The 18952-nt window shown below is 68.2% G+C and carries 18 protein-coding genes; 13 read left to right on the top strand and 5 right to left on the bottom strand.

Translation table 11 applies throughout. The features are described from left to right. Positions 1 to 78 precede the first annotated feature (78 nt). From ACYVE7_RS00155 to ACYVE7_RS00140, 4 genes are all read right to left on the bottom strand, one after another. Entirely contained in the window at positions 79 to 906 is an 828-nt protein-coding gene (locus ACYVE7_RS00155) for a hypothetical protein (RefSeq protein WP_460362066.1), read from the bottom strand. Further along, positions 906 to 1883, bottom strand: coding sequence for a radical SAM protein (locus ACYVE7_RS00150; protein WP_460362065.1), 978 nt, complete (start codon positions 1881 to 1883; stop codon positions 906 to 908). Before ACYVE7_RS00150 ends, ACYVE7_RS00155 begins: the two co-directional genes overlap by 1 nt. A 100-nt stretch (positions 1884 to 1983) precedes the next feature. Beyond that, on the bottom strand, positions 1984 to 2691 hold the full coding sequence (locus tag ACYVE7_RS00145) for a 2'-5' RNA ligase family protein (RefSeq protein WP_460362064.1): 708 nt from the start codon (positions 2689 to 2691) through the stop codon (positions 1984 to 1986). Positions 2692 to 2701: 10 nt separating this feature from the next. Next, positions 2702 to 3694, bottom strand: a complete 993-nt coding sequence (locus ACYVE7_RS00140) for a hypothetical protein (protein ID WP_460362062.1) — start codon at positions 3692 to 3694, stop codon at positions 2702 to 2704. Positions 3695 to 5062: 1368 nt separating this feature from the next. Here ACYVE7_RS00140 and ACYVE7_RS00135 point away from each other — a divergent pair. From ACYVE7_RS00135 to cutA, 9 genes are all read left to right on the top strand, one after another. Further along, a complete protein-coding gene (locus tag ACYVE7_RS00135; protein ID WP_460362060.1) occupies positions 5063 to 6949 on the top strand; it encodes a hypothetical protein in 1887 nt (628 codons plus the stop codon). Next, entirely contained in the window at positions 6949 to 8262 is a 1314-nt protein-coding gene (locus ACYVE7_RS00130; protein WP_460362058.1) for a Cas10/Cmr2 second palm domain-containing protein, read from the top strand. The genes ACYVE7_RS00135 and ACYVE7_RS00130 overlap by 1 nt, the downstream gene beginning before the upstream one ends. After that, positions 8259 to 8798, top strand: a complete 540-nt coding sequence (locus ACYVE7_RS00125) for an RAMP superfamily CRISPR-associated protein (RefSeq protein ID WP_460362056.1) — start codon at positions 8259 to 8261, stop codon at positions 8796 to 8798. The genes ACYVE7_RS00130 and ACYVE7_RS00125 overlap by 4 nt, the downstream gene beginning before the upstream one ends. Continuing rightward, positions 8791 to 10053 carry a type III-B CRISPR module-associated Cmr3 family protein gene (locus tag ACYVE7_RS00120; RefSeq protein WP_460362055.1) on the top strand — a complete coding sequence of 421 codons (1263 nt, stop codon included), beginning with the start codon at positions 8791 to 8793 and terminating at the stop codon, positions 10051 to 10053. The genes ACYVE7_RS00125 and ACYVE7_RS00120 overlap by 8 nt, the downstream gene beginning before the upstream one ends. Beyond that, on the top strand, positions 10050 to 11240 hold the full coding sequence (locus tag ACYVE7_RS00115) for an RAMP superfamily CRISPR-associated protein (protein ID WP_460362053.1): 1191 nt from the start codon (positions 10050 to 10052) through the stop codon (positions 11238 to 11240). Before ACYVE7_RS00120 ends, ACYVE7_RS00115 begins: the two co-directional genes overlap by 4 nt. Further along, positions 11237 to 11617: a hypothetical protein gene (locus tag ACYVE7_RS00110; RefSeq protein ID WP_460362052.1), complete on the top strand. Its 381-nt coding sequence runs from the start codon at positions 11237 to 11239 to the stop codon at positions 11615 to 11617. Before ACYVE7_RS00115 ends, ACYVE7_RS00110 begins: the two co-directional genes overlap by 4 nt. Next, positions 11614 to 12621 carry a hypothetical protein gene (locus ACYVE7_RS00105; protein ID WP_460362051.1) on the top strand — a complete coding sequence of 336 codons (1008 nt, stop codon included), beginning with the start codon at positions 11614 to 11616 and terminating at the stop codon, positions 12619 to 12621. The genes ACYVE7_RS00110 and ACYVE7_RS00105 overlap by 4 nt, the downstream gene beginning before the upstream one ends. Positions 12622 to 12623: 2 nt before the next feature. Beyond that, positions 12624 to 13385, top strand: coding sequence for a CRISPR system precrRNA processing endoribonuclease RAMP protein Cas6 (cas6, locus tag ACYVE7_RS00100; RefSeq protein WP_460362173.1), 762 nt, complete (start codon positions 12624 to 12626; stop codon positions 13383 to 13385). 1572 nt (positions 13386 to 14957) lie between these two features. Further along, positions 14958 to 15293: a divalent-cation tolerance protein CutA gene (gene cutA, locus ACYVE7_RS00095; protein ID WP_460362171.1), complete on the top strand. Its 336-nt coding sequence runs from the start codon at positions 14958 to 14960 to the stop codon at positions 15291 to 15293. On the opposite strand, the gene ACYVE7_RS00090 is transcribed toward cutA, so the two are convergent. Beyond that, positions 15256 to 16584: an XRE family transcriptional regulator gene (locus tag ACYVE7_RS00090; protein ID WP_460362049.1), complete on the bottom strand. Its 1329-nt coding sequence runs from the start codon at positions 16582 to 16584 to the stop codon at positions 15256 to 15258. The genes cutA and ACYVE7_RS00090 overlap by 38 nt on opposite strands. A gap of 132 nt (positions 16585 to 16716) precedes the next feature. On the opposite strand from ACYVE7_RS00090, the gene ACYVE7_RS00085 reads away from it, so the two are divergent. From ACYVE7_RS00085 to ACYVE7_RS00070, 4 genes are all read left to right on the top strand, one after another. Continuing rightward, the gene (locus tag ACYVE7_RS00085; RefSeq protein ID WP_460362047.1) at positions 16717 to 17079 is read left to right on the top strand and encodes a hypothetical protein; all 363 of its coding nucleotides are present in this window, start codon (positions 16717 to 16719) and stop codon (positions 17077 to 17079) included. Positions 17080 to 17195: 116 nt separating this feature from the next. Next, entirely contained in the window at positions 17196 to 17726 is a 531-nt protein-coding gene (locus ACYVE7_RS00080; protein ID WP_460362046.1) for a hypothetical protein, read from the top strand. Further along, positions 17723 to 18313, top strand: a complete 591-nt coding sequence (locus ACYVE7_RS00075) for an ATP-binding protein (protein WP_460362045.1) — start codon at positions 17723 to 17725, stop codon at positions 18311 to 18313. Before ACYVE7_RS00080 ends, ACYVE7_RS00075 begins: the two co-directional genes overlap by 4 nt. A gap of 115 nt (positions 18314 to 18428) precedes the next feature. Beyond that, positions 18429 to 18641: a hypothetical protein gene (locus ACYVE7_RS00070; protein WP_460362044.1), complete on the top strand. Its 213-nt coding sequence runs from the start codon at positions 18429 to 18431 to the stop codon at positions 18639 to 18641. Positions 18642 to 18952 lie beyond the last annotated feature (311 nt).

The raw sequence follows: 18952 nt of genomic DNA, 5'->3' as shown, positions 1-18952 counted from the left end.
CTTGGCGGGTGTCGGCCCGAGCTCATCACGGGACCGGCCGGGCCGCGGGGATTTCGTCGGCCCGGCCGGGATCCGCCTTCAGGAAGGAAGGTGGGACTGTGGCGGCGTGGTGAACGTCGAGCCGAACGTCTGGGTGGGGAAGCAGTCGCTGAGGTTGGTGTTCATGGCGTGCCCGATGTGGAGAGGGCCGTTCCACCGGTACCGGCCGAGCCGGTGTAGGGCCGTCAGCCCGGCGACCAGGGCACTTTCAGTCGCGGACGCGCCGAACCATTCGCTGATCTGACGTCGTGTTCTGGTGCGCCGGCCGTCGTCGCCGTCCAGGGCGAGGCCGGGCAGGTTCGGGCCGCGGGCCTCCGCCAGGAGCTCGTCGAAGGTGTCTTGCGGTTCGAAGGCCCGCTGCACGCTTACCGGTGGGATCCCGGCGGCTGCGGCGGCGTCGATGAGGGCGGTGCCGGGCGGGGTGGCTTCGGCCAGTTCGGCCATGCTGGGGCCGTTCTCGCCGGTGTCCCAGGCGTGGGCGAGGGCGCGGGTGCCCCGGCTGGCTCCGCTGGTGGGGGCGAGGGTCACGATGGCGTGGAGGGCGTCGCCGAGCTGGTGGGCGGCCACGATCCGGGCGAGGCGCCGGGCGCGGGAGGCGTCGAGTTCGAACAGTTCTAGCAGGGCGGGGAGCTCGGCGTCGGCGACGGCCGTCACGGCGCGGAACCCGAAATGCGGGCCGTTGGAGGCGTCCACCGGCTTGGTTCGGTGCAGGGGAAGGTAGACGACGGAGTAAGCGACGGGGACGGCGTGCTGGCCGTCGTCGACGAACTGGGCGGCGAAACACGCGGCGAGCTGCGGCTCCTTGCGCCATAGCTGGCCGGTGCCGTACGGGTCTTCGGGCCAGGAGAGGTTGGAGTGGACGGCCATCAGGCGGCCGCCCGGTCGCGGGTGAGGATGCTGGTGCCGAGGTATTTGGCGAAGTGGTTCTCCTTGTAGGGGTAGCGCTTCCACAGTTCGGTGATCGGTTCGTCGCGGACGTTGCCGAGGGGGAGCCACAGGTCGGGCTGGTCGTAGACGGGCCAGGCGTTGGCGTTGCCGTTCGGCTCGATCACGATCATGTGGCCTTCGGTGTTCTCGGTCCATGGGGTCATGCGGACCGCTGGGCTCCAGTCGTGGGTGGTGCGTAGTTCGGCGAGCCGGTCGAAGTGGCCGGTGGCTTCCTCGACGGTGATGAACTCGTGTTCGGGGAGGTCGAGGGCGTTGCCCTTGCGCAGCGGGAGGATCAGTTTGACCTTGCCCGCGCCCAGGACGTCGGCGATCTGCACGAGGTAGGGCAGGCCGTGCAGCGTGGAACGCAGGACCACGGCGGAGAAAGAGATCGGGATACCGGCTTCTTTGAAGGCGTGGACGCCCGCGAGGACCTTGTCGTAGTCACCGCGGACCCGCCGGAAGATCTCACGAGGCCCGTCGAACCCGATGTTCGCGAACTCGATCTTCCCGGCGAGTTTCAGGGCGACATCCATGCCGCGGGTCGCGTTGGTCGGCAGGCCGATGATGAAGTCGTCGAAGACGTCGACCACGTCCAGCAGGTCGCGACGGAGCAGCGGCTCCCCACCGGACAGGAACACGCGGTGGACTCCGGCGAGGTTCGCGGCCATGACGCCGAGCTGGTCGAGCGACGGGTCCTTCATCTGCATGGTCTCGCTGCAGAACGTGCAGTCGAAATCGCATCGCTTGGTCACCTGGAGGATCACCGACAGCGGCGCCGTCGCCGTGCGGGCGAGGGAGGCGACGTCGGCGGCACCGGACAGGGCGAAATGGTGGCCGTTGGTGAAGGCGAGCGCGCTGCCGTCCAGGAGGCGGGTGGTTCGCGGCGGGACCTCAGGCATTCCGAGCAGGGTCATGCTGAAGCTCCGTTCCGGTTCAGAGGGTTCGGCGATTGCCAACGCCAGTGAACGCGGACGGATCGAGGCCAGGCTAGAGGAGATCAGAGGAGAAGATCATTTATCGGAGGGGGACGCTCGCGATGACGTCCCAGCGGTAGGTGGTGTGTTCGCGGCGCAGCTCCACCAGCTCGACCGAGGTGACGCGCAGGGGGACGGGGTCGAGGTGCTGCAGCGGGCGGAGGAGCGCACGGATTTCGGAGGCCGGTCGTTTCCGGTTGTTGTAGGCGACGCCCAGATGGGGGCGGAACTGGCGGGTGGGTCGTCCGCCGGGGAGCCCGGCGTCGTTGGTGAGGTGCGTCAAGTTCTGGTGGAGTTCGACCAGGGGGCGCCAGGGGGTGATGGTGAAGCGGGCCGCGCCGCGGGAGGCGGTGAGGGGGTGGGCGGTGATGGTGAACGCGTCGGGGAGGGCTCCGATCGCGGTGGCGGCGAGGCGTTCGACGGTTTCCCGTTGCACCGTGGTGGTTTCGCTGATCTTCGGGAGGGTGATGTGGAGGCCGTCTTCGGGGACGTCGTCGAGGCCCAGCGGGGCCAGCGCTTCCTGGCATCGCCTGGCCAGTTTCACCAGTTCCGGTGCGGTGGGGAAGGTCAGCATCCAGTAGTAGGCGCGGTAGTCGGCGTGCCAGCGGTCGCGGTCCCAGTGGTCTTTCATCCAGTCGAGCTGCTCGAACGCTCGACGGTCATGCTCGATGATCGTCTGAGGGGCGTCGAGGTCGGTGGGCGGGGTGACGGGGAAAGCCCGCTCGTCTGCGGTGAGAGGCGTCGTCATCAGGTTGGTCCTAGGCGTTCTCGGTCAGGGTGGCCGCGCGTGGTCCCGAACCCCATTGGTCGAGTGAGTCGCGGAACGCGGTGGTAGCGGGGTCGGTCTCCCACCGGTCGGCTTGGCGGGCGAGCTCTTGGGCACGTTGTCCTACCGAGCGGATCGGTGCTTGCGCTGTGACGTCCAGGGCTTCGCGGCCCAACGCCATCGCGCGTTCGACCTCCGGGGCCTGCTGGGTGAGGAGGGCGGTGGCGACGTCGAGACGGACCAGGGCTTTGCTCCAACGCGAATCGGAGCCTTCGACCAGCTCGTCCACCTGGTCAGCGTAGCGGAGCACCTGGTCGGGCCTGCCGAGGGACAGGTAGGCGGTCACCGCGTTCGCCGTCGTGCGCGCCGGACTGTACGGGGCGAACGCGATGCACGACGACATGCCGCCGGGCAGGTGTTCGGAGCTGTCGGACAGCGCCAACGCCGTGCCGATCATCCGTTCGGAGTCGGTGCGGTCGCCGGTCCTGGCGAGGGCGCGGGCACGGCCGTTGATCAGGAGCCTGATCGCGTGAGGGCTTCGCGGGGCCAGCGCCACTCCGGCGGCGGCAGCTGCGTCGGCCTCGGCATAACGCTCCTGGTAGTACAGCCCGAACGAACGCGTCCCCAGGATCCACATCTGAAGCTCGGCGTCGTCGGCTTCGCGGGCGAGCATCGCCGCTTCCGTCGCGTAAGCGTCGGCGAGCACGGGCCGTCCCATGTTGACGGCCATGTAGGACAGCAGCCCGGAGACCTGCCCGGCCAGCACGAACAGCTCCCGCCGCTGGGCAAGAGACTGCCGGCCTTCCAGGAGCACGTGGAGCGTGGCGCGGAGACCGCGCATGTCGCCGACGAGCGGCCATGGGCCCTGCCCCTCGTAGGCGGCGATGACGTGGTCGATGGAGCTGCGGGCGATCTGAAGAACGGCTTGGTCGACGTTGGAGGAGACCAGGGATCGGGGCCTGCGCGAGGATCCCTGTCGGATCATCCATCTCGACGACAGGCCGTGGGCCGTCCGCAGGGTTCACACCGGCATCGGCCTGCGCCCAGACGCGCCGGTACAGCTCGGTGTAGACGGCACCGGGTTGGTGTTCGCCGCTCTCGTGGTAGCGGATCTCGCGGATGATCGAGCTCCGTGACGGGAGCTGCTTGCGGGTCGCGGCGTCCGCTGCGAGCTCCAGCCGTCGCGCCAGCTCATTCTGCGTCCAGCACAGCCGAAGCCGCCTGACGTGAATGTCCTCGGCCCAGCCCGGCCGCGACTGCCTGCTCATAGCCCGAACTCACCCCGGCTCCGCCCTACGGCATCTCCTCCGACAGCACCAGTCTCCCCACGAAACGCCGGTTCCGCAGCCTTTCCGCATCGCGGCTCGACGCGCGGGTAGGAGCGCCGTCTCAACAAGGGCCTCGCCTGGTCGACGGCATCGGCCGCTGGAGGAACGCGCCGATTCTGGGTACCCTGAGCCAGCCCGTGACCGAACCTGAATACGCTGAAACCGGACGTGTACTGACAGGGTCTAGTCAAGGGACGCGCGCGCAACTCCCTACTGCAGTTGATTGGCCTTGCGGAGGCCCGGTGAAAATCCAAGAGGTGTCAACTCGCCTCTTTGCCGACGGGGCTCGCGCAACGATCTCCGTTACCCCAGCTCAGAGGCCCCGAATCAGCGATGGGGTCAGCAGCCCCGCCCGACTCGGAGGGCATAGAAACTAGAAGCGCGGCGCCTCGAGGCGGATGTGGCGAGGGGTCAGCAGCTCCGCCCGACTCGGAGGGCATAGAAAAAACTCGTAGTAGGCCATCGCCGTCTTGTTGACGGGGCTCCGTCAGCAGCCCCGCCCGACTCGGAGGGCATAGAACTTGCGTCTGCAGCGCCGACGAGACGAAGCGTCAGCAGCTCCGCCCGACTCGGAGGCATAGAAACGAGACCGAGGAGCATGTCGGCGGTGATGAGCCGTCGGCAGTTCCGCCCGACTCGGAGGGCATAGAAACGCGGGCCTTGAGGATGTCGCGGGGATCGCCCTTGTCGGCACGCCGTCAGCTTGCGGGTGGCCTTGTGGAGCTAGGTCATAGGGGGAGTTGGCGGGTTTGCCTGGCGTGGCGGCTTCTGGGTGGGTAACGTCGAGCCCTGGTTGTTCTCTGGTGCGGGTATTGCAGGGCGAGATTCCGTTTTCGTGATGGCCTCGTCTGGCCGCTGGGGATTACGGGGTGGCGGCGGCTAGGTGGGTTCTGAGGCGTCAGGGGTTGCTTTGGGTGATCTGGTCGTCTTTGCGGTGCCGGGTGGCGACGTCCCCGGACTGCGGTCCGGTGTGCTGGCGGTGAGGGCAGCCGGTGGAGTTCGTTAATCCGTACACGTTCGTGCCGTTGCCGGAGAACGTGGTGCGGGAGCGCCCGGCTGGTCATGCGCGGGCCGTTCCGGGGAACGTGAGCGGCCGGATGACGGTGACGTGGACGCTGCTGACGCCGCTGTTGCTGCCATCGGGGCATGGGCCTGCGGTGGGGCGGGTGGTGGTGCCGGGGTCGGCGGTGAAGGGCGCGTTGCGGTCGCTGCACGAGACGTTGGTGGGTGGCTGTCTGCGGATTCTGGATGATGAGTTCGTGCCGGTCTATCGGCAGCCCGCGGCGGCGAAGGACGAACGCTGGTCGCTGGGTGTGGTTCGGGCGTCGACACGGGACGGGCGTGCGACGGAGATCGAGATGGCGACGCGCACGGTGTGGGTTCCTATCGAGGCGGTGCGCGGCGCGTTGGGGCGCGTCCCGCAGACGGGCGATCGGATCGGGATCGAGGAGTGGGCGATCCAGGCGGGCCTTCTGGGCCGGATGGAGGCAGATGGGGGAGGCGTCCGCGGAAACGGCTCGTGGACGGTTCTGGTCGGGGACGCCGGGGCCAGGCAGAACTCGAAGAAGTTCTTCGTCGCGGCGGGGCTGCTGGAAGGTGACAAGGGAGAGTTGCTTCCGGTGCCTGAGGGGGTCTGGGACGACTACGCGGGACTGTGCGAGGGCACCGACGATATGCGCCGGATTCGGGCCGCCGCGGGCAGGCGGCAGCCGTCTGATGACGTCAAGGGGTGGCGTACCGAGCGGCTGTTCAAAGACGTGATGTGGCAGAGGCGAACCGTCGGCCGGCGGCGGCAGGTCACGGGCAGATTGTGGCCCGGCGATGTGGTCTGGGTGCGGCGTGAGGACGGGGTGGCCGCGCTGTCGATGGCGGCGATCTGGCGGGAGCACGGCGAGTTCCCGATGGGGGACCGGGTTCCGTTCAGTGCCTGCTACGACCCTGACCTCGGCGGGGATGGTGATAGCCCTGACGACGGGAAGGGCCTGTGTCCGTCGTGCCGGTTGTTCGGTTCGGCCGACACCAGGGGATCGGTGCCCGGCGAAGAGGCCGAACAGCACTCGTATGCGGGGCATCTTCGTGTGGGTGACGCCGTAGCGCACAAGGTGACGACTGAACAGATCGATCGTTTGGCGCCGATGGGCGCACCGAGGCCGGGCGCCGGTCAGTTCTACCTGAAGATGAGCGACGTCAGCGCAGCGAGTAACGAGTCCGAGCTTCCGTCGGCCTCCTGGGGCAGTGAACACGACGGCACACCGCCGAGACGGGTCCGTGGCAGGAAGTTCTACTGGCATGGCGATCCCGCGGCGCAGGAACAGCCCCGGCATATCGCCCGGCCCGAGCAGAAGAACGAGGCCATGTCCGGTGCCAGGCACGTCGTCCCGGCAGGGACGACGTTCACTCAGCGGATCGCCTTCGACAACGTGTCGCTGACGGAGCTGTGCTCCCTTCTGATGACGCTCCTCCCCGAAACGGTCTTCCGGAAGGTCGAGAAGCAGCCGGATGCGAAGTACGCGTTGCGGCTCGGCGGTGGCAAGCCCCTCGGGCTGGGGAGCTGCACCGCGGAGGTTTCGGATCTTCATTGGTGGGTCCCAGCCGACCGCTACACGGGTGTCGCTGAGACGAGGGCGTCGGCGGAGCAGTTCGTGGACGAGTTCCTCGGATCGGTGTACCGATCGGTCGGGCGGCAGGCCGCCCAGTACTGGCCCGTCCTCGGCCGTGTTCTGCGCCAGGACGGCGTGGACGCCCAGCTGATCTGGTATCCCCAAGGTGGCCCAGGCAAGAATCTCGACCGGTCGTTCATGTTCTTCAAAGACACGAACGGCCGGTTCCTCAAGAATCCGAAGAAGATCGTGCCGCTCCCGGATCCGGCGGACCCTGCGGACGATCAGACGATCAGATTCGGGGGGTCCTGATGCCCGCCTACGTGGATGTCGGGGTCGTGCGCATCCAGTCCTATATCGCGCGCACCCCCGATTTGAGGCTCCGCCGCGGAGCGTCCTGGCTGCTGAAGAACGAAACGTCACGGACTGCTCTCGCGTCTTGGCTTCCGGACGGGGTGACCATTCATGAGGAAGCCGGAGACGTCGACGGCGTCGTCCACCTCATGGTCCCCGAGCACCACGAAGCAGAGATCGCCACCCGGCTTCTGCTCCATCTGCGCACCCGCCTCCCCGGCGCGGACCTCCAGGCGATGTGGGCGAGCGCCGCCTCCTATCCGGACGCCCGGCCGAAAATGATCGACCGGATCGACGCTTTCCCACCGCTCCCTGATTTCCCGCCCGCCACGACCTGCGAGGCGTGCCGGGTGGACGTCCGGGTGTATGAGCGCCGGTGCGCGGACTGCCAGGCCAGGGAACTGGCCGGAGGTCGCCGCAACACCGGCGACCAGGACGACGACGCGTTGGGCACCGAACGTGATCTGCTGGAGGAGCTGCGGTCCCTGACCGGAGGCCATCTGCGCACGGCGAAGGAGTTCAAGGAGCTCGCTGCTCTGGGCGGCCGGGGAAACCATCTGGCCACGATCGCGTTCGACGGCAACGGTCTCGGCGCTTTCTTCGACGCTCTGGACGCGTCGCAGAAACGTACGATCTCCGCCGCCATCTCGGCGGCGACCTGGAACGCCCTGGTCAACAGCGCTGGGAGCGTCATCGACACGGGTGATCAGATCGTGCCGGTCGTCCCGCACGTCCTGGGCGGTGATGATCTCGTCGTGTCGGTCGTCGCCGACCGTGCGTGGCGGTTCGTCCGTCGTTTCCTGGCCGAGTTCGAGGTGCAGGTGGCGGGTCTGGCCCCTGATGGTGTGGCGGCGCCCACGATGTCGGCGGGCGTCGTCTTCGCCCACCACAAGTTCCCTTACGCTCGCGCCGTCCACATCGCTGAGCAGACGCTCCGGAAAGCGAAACACGACACGAGCGGGGCGCACGCGGCGGTCGCCTGGACGGATGTCACGGAGGACGGCGAAGCGTCCCCCGCATGGCGGCAGGCGATCACCATCGACCGGCTCGACCGTTACCGCGAAGTCCTCACCCAGCTGACGGCCATCCCCAACAGCGGCCGTCAGGAGCTCGCCCGCCACCTCAGCCTGCCCGGGCGGCAGGAAGCGGAGGCGTTGTCGCGGGTGTGGGCTCGCCGTAACGGCCACCCGATCGTGAGGTCCGTTCTGGACGAGCTGAACGTCACCGAGACCAGGAACCTCGTGTCGATCACCCGGTGGTGGCGGGCATGAGGTTCACGCTGCGGTTCCACGTCCCGTTCCGGGTGTCGACCGGTGCGGCCTCCGACGGTCTCGACACGACCTTCGACCCGGTCAACCCGCTGCCGGCCTCCAGCCTCAAAGGCATCATGCGCGCCAACGCCAACACCATCCTCAAACTCGACAAGGCGCTGTGCGACGAGGTTTTCGGTTCCGTTTCCGGCCGTTCGCCCTGGTGGTGGAGCGACGCCACCCTCGCCGAGACGACCGCGGCGACCAGAACCCGGCTGTCCATCGACCCGTCAACCGGCACCGCGAGTGACGGCGCGCTCGTGACCGGCGCGGAGCTGTGGGCCGCCACCGGCTGGTTCGAGCTCCTCGACCGCGACCGGATCGACCCCGAACGACTCGACCTGCACCAGACGGTACTTACCGCGAGCGCCCTGGCCATCACCTCCCTCGGCTCGAACCGCAGACGAGGACTGGGCTGGGTCAGCGTCGACGCGGAGCAACCCTGGACGAAAGATCAGCAGGAGCTGCTGCGCGCCCATCGGAGGCTCGATGCGTGACGTCACCATCACCGCCCACCAGGGTCTGATCCTCGGCGGCCCCGCCGAAGTCGGTTTCGACAAGACCTCACTGGACTACATCCCCGGCAGCGTCCTGCGCGGCGCGCTCGCAGCGGCCTGGATCAAGGAGCACGGTGTGCCCGCGCGCACCAACCCGCACCGGAAGGAGTTCATCGACCTGTTCGAGGGCGAGATCCGCTACGGCCGGCTCCTCCAGGACGGAACGTCCGTGACGCCCCTGACTGCGCAGCGCTGCAAATACCCGCGGACCAGCGACTGCCTCGCCTGGAGCGCCGATGCCGCCGTCGACGAGGAGGCCGTCCGCTGCCCGAACTGCGGCGGTGGAATCGACGCGGGAAAAGGTGAGATCGTCGGCGTTCAGGTGCGTCGCGTTCTGCGCGCCGCGCTCGAGGACGACGGGCGGGCCAAGGACGGCCACCTCTACGCCCGCCGTGAACTGTCGAGCGCCCGCACCTACCGGGGCACGATCACCGGCTCCCATCCCTATCTCGACCAGGAACGGCATCTGTGGTTGGGCGGCCGGACCACCACCTCCGGCCATGTCACCCTACGGACCACGCCCGCCGCCCCCCGCGCCGTCCCAGATTCGCCTCGTCCGGACGGCGCTCTCATCGTCCAGTTGACGGGACCGGCCATCGTCGTCGACGACGTGGGCCGCCCGAGCCTGGACCCGGTCCCGGAGATCCTCCGTCTGCTCGGCCTGCCCGGCAGCGCTCTCAAAACGTCCCGGACGTGGACGCGCCCGCAACGTGTCGGCGGCTGGCACGCCGCCTCCGGACTACCCAAACCGACCGAACTCGCCCTGAACATGGGGTCCGTCACCGTCCTGCACCTGTCGGAGGGCGGCGACACCGAACGACTCGCCCGCGAGGGCATCGGGCTCCGCCGCAGCGAAGGCTTCGGCACCGTCCAGCTCAATCCCGCACCATGGCGGCTCCCCGCGCGGAGTTCGGAGACGCAGCAGCCGGAGCCGACCGCTCTGGACGCGGTGCGCGACCTCGGCCTGCTGGACCGTGAACGGGAGGTCCGCTGGCTCCTGGACCGCGGACGGCAGGCGCTCGTGGCGCGGGAACGCGGACGCCCAGCCGTCATCGCGGATTTCTTCCAGGAACGGGTCGCGATCCACTTCGACGACCCGCAAGCCGAGGCCGTCCGAGAACTGTTCAATTCCGAGCAACTCCCGGCCGCGCTCGCCCTGCTGGAACTGCGGCTCGAACAGGTGGCCAACCCATGATCATCACTCTGATCAAGGCGGTGATCGACGCAGAGGCGGGCTGGTCCATCGGGGCATCTGACGTCGGGGCGGCAGCCGTCGACAAAGAACTCCTCACCGACCCCGCAGGCCGGCCATGGATCCCGGCGACATCGCTCGCCGGATCGCTGCGCGCCCACCTACGAGACAAGGGCCTGGCCGAGAAGCTGATGGGAAGCCCGGCAGGAGCAGCCGATCTGCAACCCTCACGGCTCTGGCTGCTCGGCGCCAACATCCTCGCCGCGCCCGCCACGGCCGTGATCTCCTCGACGGCGATCGACCCCCAACGCAAAGCAGCGCGCGCCAAATCACTCCGACACGCACGGATCGTCGACGAAGCGACCGTCATCGAGCTTTACGGGATGCACGAAGGCCCGCTGACCGAAACCGAACTCCAGGCGCTGGCATCCTGGCGGCCCGCCATCGGCGGCAACCGCACCAAGGGCGCGGGACGAGCACAACTACGGTCTCTCGCCTACCGTGCCATGGACCTCGACCAAGACGACGACCTCCACGCGTGGCTCACCACGACCGGCCCCGGCAGATACACCGCACTCACCAACGTCGACCTCCCCGACGTCGACGACGAGCCGCTGATCGACGTCCGCTTCTACCTCAGCGATGCCCTGCACATCGGGACCGGATCGCAGGAAGCGGGCACGAAAGCGGCGCTCATCAGGAGCCGCGGTACCACCCCGCTCGTTCCCGGCAGCACTTGGAAAGGCCTGTTCCGCTCCCGCGTCGGCTTCATTCTGCGGACCGTGCGCCCGGACGTCGCCGCCTGCACCGAACAGCGTGGTTGCGGTTCCTGCCCGCTCTGTGATCTGTTCGGATCCACCCTCGGGCGAGGCCGCCTCATCTTCACCGACAGCCCCGTTGAAAAAGCCGTGACCGAACAACGCACCCACGTCGCGATCGACCGAGTCACCGGTGGGGCCCGCGACAAACTGCTCTTCACCGACCACGTCATCGTGAGAGGCGAGATGAACTTGCGGATCCTTCCCCTGGGAACCGTCTCCGACTGGGAACGCAACCTTCTGCTCCACGTCGTCCACGACCTCAACGACGGTCTGATCGGCGTCGGTGGGGGAGCCCAGCGTGGGCAGGGCACGATCCGCCTCGTCCCCTCATCGCCGGCCGAACCGGCCGAGCCCGTGGCCGTCCCATGAGCCGCGCCACCCTGATCGGACACGGCCGAAAGAGCTGGCCGGAAGCACGCGAACTCCTCGACGGCCACCGCTGCGCCTGGGCCGACCTGGACGGCTTCACCGTCGGCGCGGCCCCCGAAGACCCGCCGCTCGCCACCGTCCTGTGGGCGTGGAACGACACCAGCCTCCTGCGCCTGCGTATCGACGGACCGGAAGCGGTGATCGGCCAACTCGACCTCACCGGCGACGAAGTCGACGTGACCGTCCGCACCAGCAGGACGTGGCCGGCCGGCGAGGGCCGGGTCTCGGTCGCCGACCAATGGCGGGATCTACCCGTCGTCCTCTACGAAGTCGCGGGACTCATGCCACTCACCTTCGCCCGCCTGGACCAGCCATGATGGCCCAAGCCCGCCGCCAGCTGCGGAACATCATCGGGGGGCTGCTCGTCTCCCTCGGCACCGCCATGTTCGCCGGCGCTGTCTCGCTCCTCGTCGACGCGCTGGCCAAGGACACCTCGCTGCGCTGGTGGTACCTGGCGGGATTCTCGCTCCTCGGTCTGCTGCTGTCCGGCGGGGGAGCCTGGCTGCTGGGCACCCTGCGCTCCGGTGTCGCCCTGTCGGTGCTCGCCACCGACAGCGCAGGAGACCAGGGCCGCTACCAAGACGAAGCGGACGCCTTCGCCCACTACGGCGCGGGACGTTTCGTTTTCCAAACCATGGTTCAAGTCCCTGTCGACCGGCCCGAGGACTTCCCCGAGCTCCGTACGCGCACCGACTCCGCCATCCATACCCTCGGCCGGGCCGAACCTCGGGCACGGAGCATCGGCCTGCTGTTCGTCGGCAGGCAAGAGGTCGCCTTCCACCTCGGCGGGGGCCTGCGCGCGGGCAGCCGCCGCGTCGACCTCTACTACTCCGCGCCCGGCGCCGCCGACTCCCATTTCCTCGCGGTCCGGCTCACCCCCACCCCGCCCGGACAGCCGCGACCCCTCGACCTCAGCATCGCGACCACCGCGGACCCCGTACCCGTCACCCTGACCGACCTGCCCACGAAACTCACCCCGGGCACCCCCATGGCCCTGGCCGTCAACCTCAGCGGACCCACCGGCCAGGCGAGCTTCACCCAGCAGGTCCTGGCCTCCGCACGTCGGGAATCCGTGACCGCCACCGTCATCGCCACGCTCCCGGCCGCCGGCATCGAACCGACCACGAGCGCCTTCGAGTCGACCGTCGCGGCCATCCTCGCCACCGCCGCGGCCATGCCCGCCGCCCCCGGGCTGCTCTATCTGCGAGGCCCCGTCGTCATCTCCGTGGCCGTCGGCCGCTACCTCCACGCGACCGGCTGGACCCCCATGCGCCACAACCGAACGACCTCCGACTACGACCGCTACGTCCCGGGGCCTTGACCGTGCCGTCTCACCTCACCCTCCACCTCGTACCCACCTACCCGTGGAAACCCGACGTCCGCCAGGCCCACGGACTCGCCTGCCGGCTCTTCGAAGGCCCCCGCACCGAACACACCTCGCAGACCAAACAGTTCACCCTCCGCCCGCCCGGCCCCAACCCGGACGACCCCGCCGCGATCGTCTTCCACTTCACCTGGCTGGGCGACGCCTCCCCACCCCTCAACCTCGCCACCCTGCAAACGGTCCGGCTGGGGCACGTCACCTTCCACGTCCGCGACGCCACGCTCACCACCGAGTCCTACGCCGAACTCCTCACCCCCTCCACCGCGACCCAAGCCACCCTCACCTTCCGCTCTCCGACCTACTTCTCCCGCGACGGCCGAGCCGAACTCCTCCCCGACCCCCGCCTCATGCTCAAGGGCTACGCCCGCCGCTGGAACGCCTCCCTCCCCAACGACTCCCCGCTCCACCTCCCTGACGACCTCGTCGACGACCTGGCCAGAGCCGCCTACCTCGCCGACTACGACCTCACCACCCTGCACATGGACTCCGGCTACGGAAAACCCCGTCCCGGTTTCGTCGGCACCGCCACCCTCAACCTCCCCACCAACACCCCACCCCCCACTCGCACCGCCTTCACCACCCTCACCCGCTACGCCACCTACTCCGGCACCGGCGCCCAAACCACCCACGGCTACGGCGCCACCACCACCGAACTCACCCAACCAAGGCACGAGAACCCAACCGTGGCCCGCAGGGCATAGAAACATCGTGACCGCGCCGCTCCAGAAGAACAGGATGACCGCGAAGCCGGCTCCGCCAGACCGCAGAGCATAGAAACTTGATCACCTGTGCTGCGATCACGCATGGTCGCGATCACGAAGCCCAGCCCGCCTCGGAGAAGGCATAGAAACGCGTTGACGGCGGCGTTATCGAACGACAAGGAGGTCACGAAGCCTGGCCCGCCTCTGAGGGCATAGAAACCGCGTACTTCGGTGCGTACGCGTACCAGAGCTAGTCACAAAGCCCGGCCCGCCTCGGAGGGCATAGAAACTTGCGGTAGAGCTCGCCGAAGGCCATTGCGGTCTCGGTGGCGGCGTCACGAAGCCAAGCCCGCCTCTGAAGGTATAGAAACTGTAGTAGTACATCCGGTCGGTCTTGACGAGCTTGGTCGCAAGCCCCAGCCCGCCTCGGAGGGATAGAAACAGACCGGCGTTGCCGGAGGTCTTCGGGCACCCTGTTAGAAGCCTGGCCCGCCTCAGAGGGCATAGGGGAGCTGGAAGTACGCGCCTCGGATGGCGTCTCGCCGGGGGCGTGTGGATGTCCGGGGCGTGCGCCGGAGGGCCGCCGTGGCTTTCCGCGAACACCTCCGCAGCCTCATCGACCCCGACACCGACCAGATCCGCCTCTACCCGCTGACCACGACCGGCCTCGCCCAACGCCTCATATCTACGGAAACCGTACTCTCGAAGAACGCGTCGACTACTGGATAGTCTTATCCGCAACTCGAGCCAGTCAAAACGGTCATCTGGGCTGAAACCTCGCTCTTATATCTAGGTCCGGTCAACCTCTGCGCGCGCAAATCTCATCGCTCCAGCTCAATCCCCATCGGACTCTCGGCGAAGACCCTTGACATGCCCGTAAATTGTCCTGACCTCGACCCCCGCGCAACGATCATCAAAGCACCAGGTCAAACAGACCAGAAACGGCCTGGGGTCACGAAGCCAAGCCTGCCTCGGAGGACATAGAAACACGATCAGGCTGAACGTGATGCCGTTGGACGGGACGATGTCACGGAGTCAAGCCCGCCTCGGAGGGCATAGAAACCCACGATCTGGCCCAGCTCGGAAGGTTCGGCGTGAGCAGTCACGGAGCCAAGCCCGCCTCGGAGGGCATAGAAACCGGCGGTGAAGCCGTGTTCCGCCATGAGGTCCAGCGTCACGAAGCCCAGGCCGCCTCGCAGGGTATAGAAACGCCGGGATGTGCACGCGTGAGCGGCTTTTGGTCGTTTTGTCGCGAGCCAGCCCGCCTTGGGGGCATGGAAACGCGAAGATGGCCGTGATCACGATGATCACGCCGTCGTCATGAAGCCCGGCCCGTCTTGGAAGGCATGGAAACCGTGTTCCGGGGCCCCTTCAGTAGCTAGCCGTTGAAATCGCGAAGCCCCAGCCCGCCTCGGCGGCGTAGGGGAGCTGGAGGGGCGTGCCTCGGAGAGCGTCTCGCCGGAGTCGTGCGGATGTCGGGGAGTGCTGCGCTGGAGGGTGGGGGCGGTCGGCGTCCAGGCTTGTGTTTCGGGGCTGATCTGGGTTGGTCTGTTCGGCGTAGGGTCGGGTGGTATGGGGCGTTATTTGGAAGTTCGGGTGACGGCGGCGAGTTGGGAGCAGGCGGAGCGGATTGCGGAGGTGGTTGTCGGGGGGCGGTTGGCGGCGGGGGCGCAGGTCAGTGGGCCGATTACGTCGGTGTATTGGTGGGAGGGGGAGGTCCGGCGAGGGGAGGAGTTTTTGGTCTTGATGAAGACCACGTCGGGGCGGTTGGAGGAGTTGGTGGAGGTGGTGCGGGGGGTGCATTCGTATGAGGTGCCGGAGATCGTGGCGGTGCCGATCGAGGGTGGGCTTGGGGAGTATTTGGGGTGGATTACTGCAGAGACGGCTGTTTCGCTTGGGGACGGGTAGCGGCGTACTCGGTGCGGAAGGCGCGGACGGCCGGGTCGTGGGATGGGGCGAGTTCGGCGGTGAAGGTGTCGAGCCGGTCCCAGCCGAGGGGGTGCGCCATTCGGGTGGTGGCGTCGAGGGCTGAGCGGGCGCAGGTGAGGGCTTCGGGGACGTCGCCGAGACGGTAGTGGGTGAGGGCCATCTCGGCTTGGACGACGCAGAGTTTCTTGGTTTCGGTGTCGGGGCCGAGGTGTTGGTGGATGTCGTCCATGGCTTTGAGGGCGTCGTCCGGGCGGTGGAGCCGGGAGTAGACGGTCAGGCTCATGGAGGCGAAGCGGCCGGGGTCGAGGAAGAACGTCCAAGGGCGGGTGGTGGGGTCGGCGCCGGTGTAGGTGTCTTCGGCGTCGCGGATGGAGTCGAGCGCGCCGGGCTGGTCGCCGAGGAGGGCGGCTTCCTCGGCGTGGCGGGCCAGGAGCCAGGCTCGGGTGGCGGGGTCGTGGCCGTTGAGGTGGGTGAGGGCGTCGCGGGCGATGCGGACGCTGCGGGCCCGGTCGGTTCCGGTCATGTAGGTGCGGTAGCCCGCCATGCAGGCGGCGATCGCGGGGTCGTCGGCGTGGGTGGCGGCGACCGTGGCGAGGCGGGCGTGGGTGGCGGCTGATGGCCCGTCGCCGTGTTCCCAAGCGAACCAGGAGGCCAGGACGGCGCTTTCGCCGGCCACCGTCGCCAGGCGGAGGCGTTGCGGTTCTGGGGGTCTGGCTTCGAGGAGGGCGCTGACCTCGTTCAGGTGGGTGAGGAGCGCCGGGTAGAGGAGCTTTCCGGGGAGGTGTTCCTCGAGCCGGTGGAAGCCTTTGGTGCGGTCTTCGAGGTGGGTGATGGTCGTGTCGTCGAGGCGGTGGCGGCCGGCGAGGGCACGCAGGAGGCGTTGGGCGGGATCAAGGGCCGCACCGGCGGCTGTGGCGGTGGTGAGCTGGAGGAGGGTGCGGCGGTCCATGCGCTGGTTCAGCCTCCCTACCGTCCAAGCGAGTGCCAGCGGGTCGGTGGCCGGCTCGGGTGCCGGCGGCGCGGCCCGTTCGGGGTGGCGGGCCCAGACGCGTCGGTAGAGCTCGGCGTACAGCGGTCCGGGCTGGTGGTCGCCTGATTCGTGGAAGCGGACTTCCCGGATGATCGAGCTGCGGCTGGGGAGTTTGGTGCGGGTCTTGGGGTCCGCTGCCTGTTCGAGGTGGCGTGCGAGGTCGTTCTGTGTCCAGCATCGGCGGAGACGCCTGGCGCGGATGTCTTCCGCCCATGCGGGCCGGGTGTCATCGTCGCTCATTTTAGGCCTGCTTCGTGGCCGGTACCTGGGGATTCTCCTGGCATCTCCTCCAGTCTCCTCCTGACAATCCCCATTTCGCAGGTGTTCGCTTTCGGTGACCGGATCGGTACGCGTGCGGAAGGTGAGGGACTCGTGGGAGAGGAAACGAGAGCGGAGGGGTTGGAGCGGCAGGTGGAGCGGCTGATCCCGGTCGCGCAGGTCGCGATGCTCAACATGGTCCGGATGATGGCCGCGGCGGGGATTCCCCGTGAGGAGCTGGCTTTTCAGATTCCGGCCGGCTGGCCGACGAACCTGAAGCGGGCGTTCACCGAGGCGCTGCCGCGGTTGAAGGACATTGCGCGGGTTCTGGCGTTGGCCGAGGGCGGTGAGGGCTGGGACGGGCTTCCGGTCGAGCGCAAAGCCGTCCACTTCGCGGCGGCGTTCGTCCGGGTGATGGAGAGCCCGATGGCCGAGGTTCCGCACGCGAGCGGCGTCGAGACGGAGGGGAGCTTGTGAGCTGGGCGTTCTCGGATGGGCGGGGGTTCGGTGACTTGACCGGGTGTTGGGAGGTGGGGCCCGATGGGCGTCCGCCGGGCTGTTGGGGTTCGGCGGTGTTCGTGGGGGAGGGGCGCATGGTGGGGAGCCGTGGTGCGGGGGAGCTGCATCCGGACCTGGTCGATGATCTGGCCGGGTTGTACAAGGCGGCGGCGCGGCTGGTGGAGGAGTGGGAGCTGGCGGAGGACGGCGGGTGGACGTGGCTGGTGGAGGAGGCGCAGGTGTTGGTGCCGTCCGTCCAGGCCGTGATCACGCGGTGGGGTGTGTGCGCGGTGGTGGAGCCGCTGGTGGATGCGTGTGACTTCTTCGTCGGTCGGCTGCTGCGTAGCGGCGAGGTCGGGGCGGGTGACGTGGTCGGCAGGGTGCTGATTCTGGCGGATCGGATCGCCCGGCCTGCGGGTGGGCCCGCGCTGCTGATTCCGCGTTCGCTGGGGAGCCGGGAGCAGTGGCGGGTCACGGTGGCGGTTGCGGAGCATCAGGTTCCGTTGGCGGTGGGGCTGGTGTGGATCGCGGCGCTGGCCGTGCCGACGGTCCGGAACGCCGAGGAGGTGTCGGAGCAGGGGCGTTGGCGTGGGGTGGTCGAGCGGTGGTGGAAGAAGCACGGGTGATCGCGTTCAGGAACGACCGGCCGGGATTCGGGCCCGGCATCACGGAGAAGGACGGGAAGGAAGAGATGGGCATGGCGCGCAGACGGTGGACGACCAGCTCGGCCGAGGAGTGGCGGGCTGAGGGAGGGCCGTTGACGTGGCGGATGACGTTCCCCGGGCAGCGGGATCAGGTGGCGCGGGCCCGTCATCTGGTGGAGTTGCTGTTCGCGGGGACGGGGCGTGAGGAGGACGCCGGGCTCATCGTGACGGAGCTGGCGGCGAACGCCGTCTGCTACACGCGCTCCGGCCAGCCGAAGGGCTGGTTCGGTGTCGACGTCAGCCTGGGTGAGCTGGCCTATCTGGCGGTGACCGACCTCGGCGGGGCGGGGTGGCTCGTCGGCGGTCCGAAGCCGCCTCGCCCGGCCGCTGAGCCTGACGAGTTCGACGTTGAGCTGGGTGGAAGGGGTCTGTTGATCGTTTCGGAGCTCGCGACGGCGATCGGGATCCATGGAAGCCCTGACCTCGGACACACGATCTGGACGGATCTGGATCTGTCCGGTCACGCGGATACCGGGACGTCCGCGCGGCGCCTCGACTCCGTCGGATGACATCAAGCGCAGCGCCCGCTGCGAACCATCCCCAGGCGACCGAGTGGCCCGCTGCTATCGGGCCGGTCGGCAGCCACCTGAAGATCGAAGGGCTCCGATGACCAAGGATGAGCTGGTGGTCTTGCTCGCTGACCGCTATCCGATGTTCCGTGGCGACGTGCGGTCGCAGGTGTTCGCGCTGATCTGCGACGTGACGTTCGTCTACGTGACGGAGCTCGGCGGGGAGGGCGGCTTCGACAACAACCTCGACTGCACGCTGGACGCCCTCGGCGACAACATCACGATGATGATGCGGGCACAGCACGAGGAGACAAGCGCCTCGGCCTGAGCCGAGGGGAAAGGCCGGCGGTGCCCATCGGTGCGGGTGGGCACCGCCTTCTCGACTTCAGACGACCGCCGTCGTAGCCGTCCCGTCAGGGCCTTCGTCTGGTTGTCGGAGATGGACGCTGGAGGAGCGCGTCGATTCTAGGTAGCCTGAGTTGGCTCGTAGTTGAGCCTCAATACGCCGAAACCGGACATCCGCTGACAGGGTCTAGTCAACGGGTGCGCGCGCAAGTCCATTACCGCAGCTCATCGGCCTTGCGGAGGCTCGATGAAGATCTACCAGATGTCAACTGGCCTCTTTACTGGCGGGGCTCG

Source organism: Actinocorallia lasiicapitis, from assembly GCF_054778695.1.
Note: the sequence above shows the minus strand (reverse complement) of the source record. Positions and strands in the feature narration are given on the sequence as shown.

Bases quoted from the DNA above. Each gene is read 5' to 3' on its own strand.
- ACYVE7_RS00155 (WP_460362066.1), bottom strand. From the start codon at position 906: ATGGCCGTCCACTCCAACCTCTCCTGGCCCGAAGACCCGTACGGCACC.
- ACYVE7_RS00150 (WP_460362065.1), bottom strand. From the start codon at position 1,883: ATGACCCTGCTCGGAATGCCTGAGGTCCCGCCGCGAACCACCCGCCTC.
- ACYVE7_RS00145 (WP_460362064.1), bottom strand. From the start codon at position 2,691: ATGACGACGCCTCTCACCGCAGACGAGCGGGCTTTCCCCGTCACCCCG.
- ACYVE7_RS00140 (WP_460362062.1), bottom strand. From the start codon at position 3,694: ATGATCCGACAGGGATCCTCGCGCAGGCCCCGATCCCTGGTCTCCTCC.
- ACYVE7_RS00130 (WP_460362058.1), top strand. From the start codon at position 6,949: ATGCCCGCCTACGTGGATGTCGGGGTCGTGCGCATCCAGTCCTATATC.
- ACYVE7_RS00125 (WP_460362056.1), top strand. From the start codon at position 8,259: ATGAGGTTCACGCTGCGGTTCCACGTCCCGTTCCGGGTGTCGACCGGT.
- ACYVE7_RS00120 (WP_460362055.1), top strand. From the start codon at position 8,791: ATGCGTGACGTCACCATCACCGCCCACCAGGGTCTGATCCTCGGCGGC.
- ACYVE7_RS00115 (WP_460362053.1), top strand. From the start codon at position 10,050: ATGATCATCACTCTGATCAAGGCGGTGATCGACGCAGAGGCGGGCTGG.
- ACYVE7_RS00110 (WP_460362052.1), top strand. From the start codon at position 11,237: ATGAGCCGCGCCACCCTGATCGGACACGGCCGAAAGAGCTGGCCGGAA.
- ACYVE7_RS00105 (WP_460362051.1), top strand. From the start codon at position 11,614: ATGATGGCCCAAGCCCGCCGCCAGCTGCGGAACATCATCGGGGGGCTG.
- cutA (WP_460362171.1), top strand. From the start codon at position 14,958: ATGGGGCGTTATTTGGAAGTTCGGGTGACGGCGGCGAGTTGGGAGCAG.
- ACYVE7_RS00090 (WP_460362049.1), bottom strand. From the start codon at position 16,584: ATGAGCGACGATGACACCCGGCCCGCATGGGCGGAAGACATCCGCGCC.
- ACYVE7_RS00080 (WP_460362046.1), top strand. From the start codon at position 17,196: ATGGTGGGGAGCCGTGGTGCGGGGGAGCTGCATCCGGACCTGGTCGAT.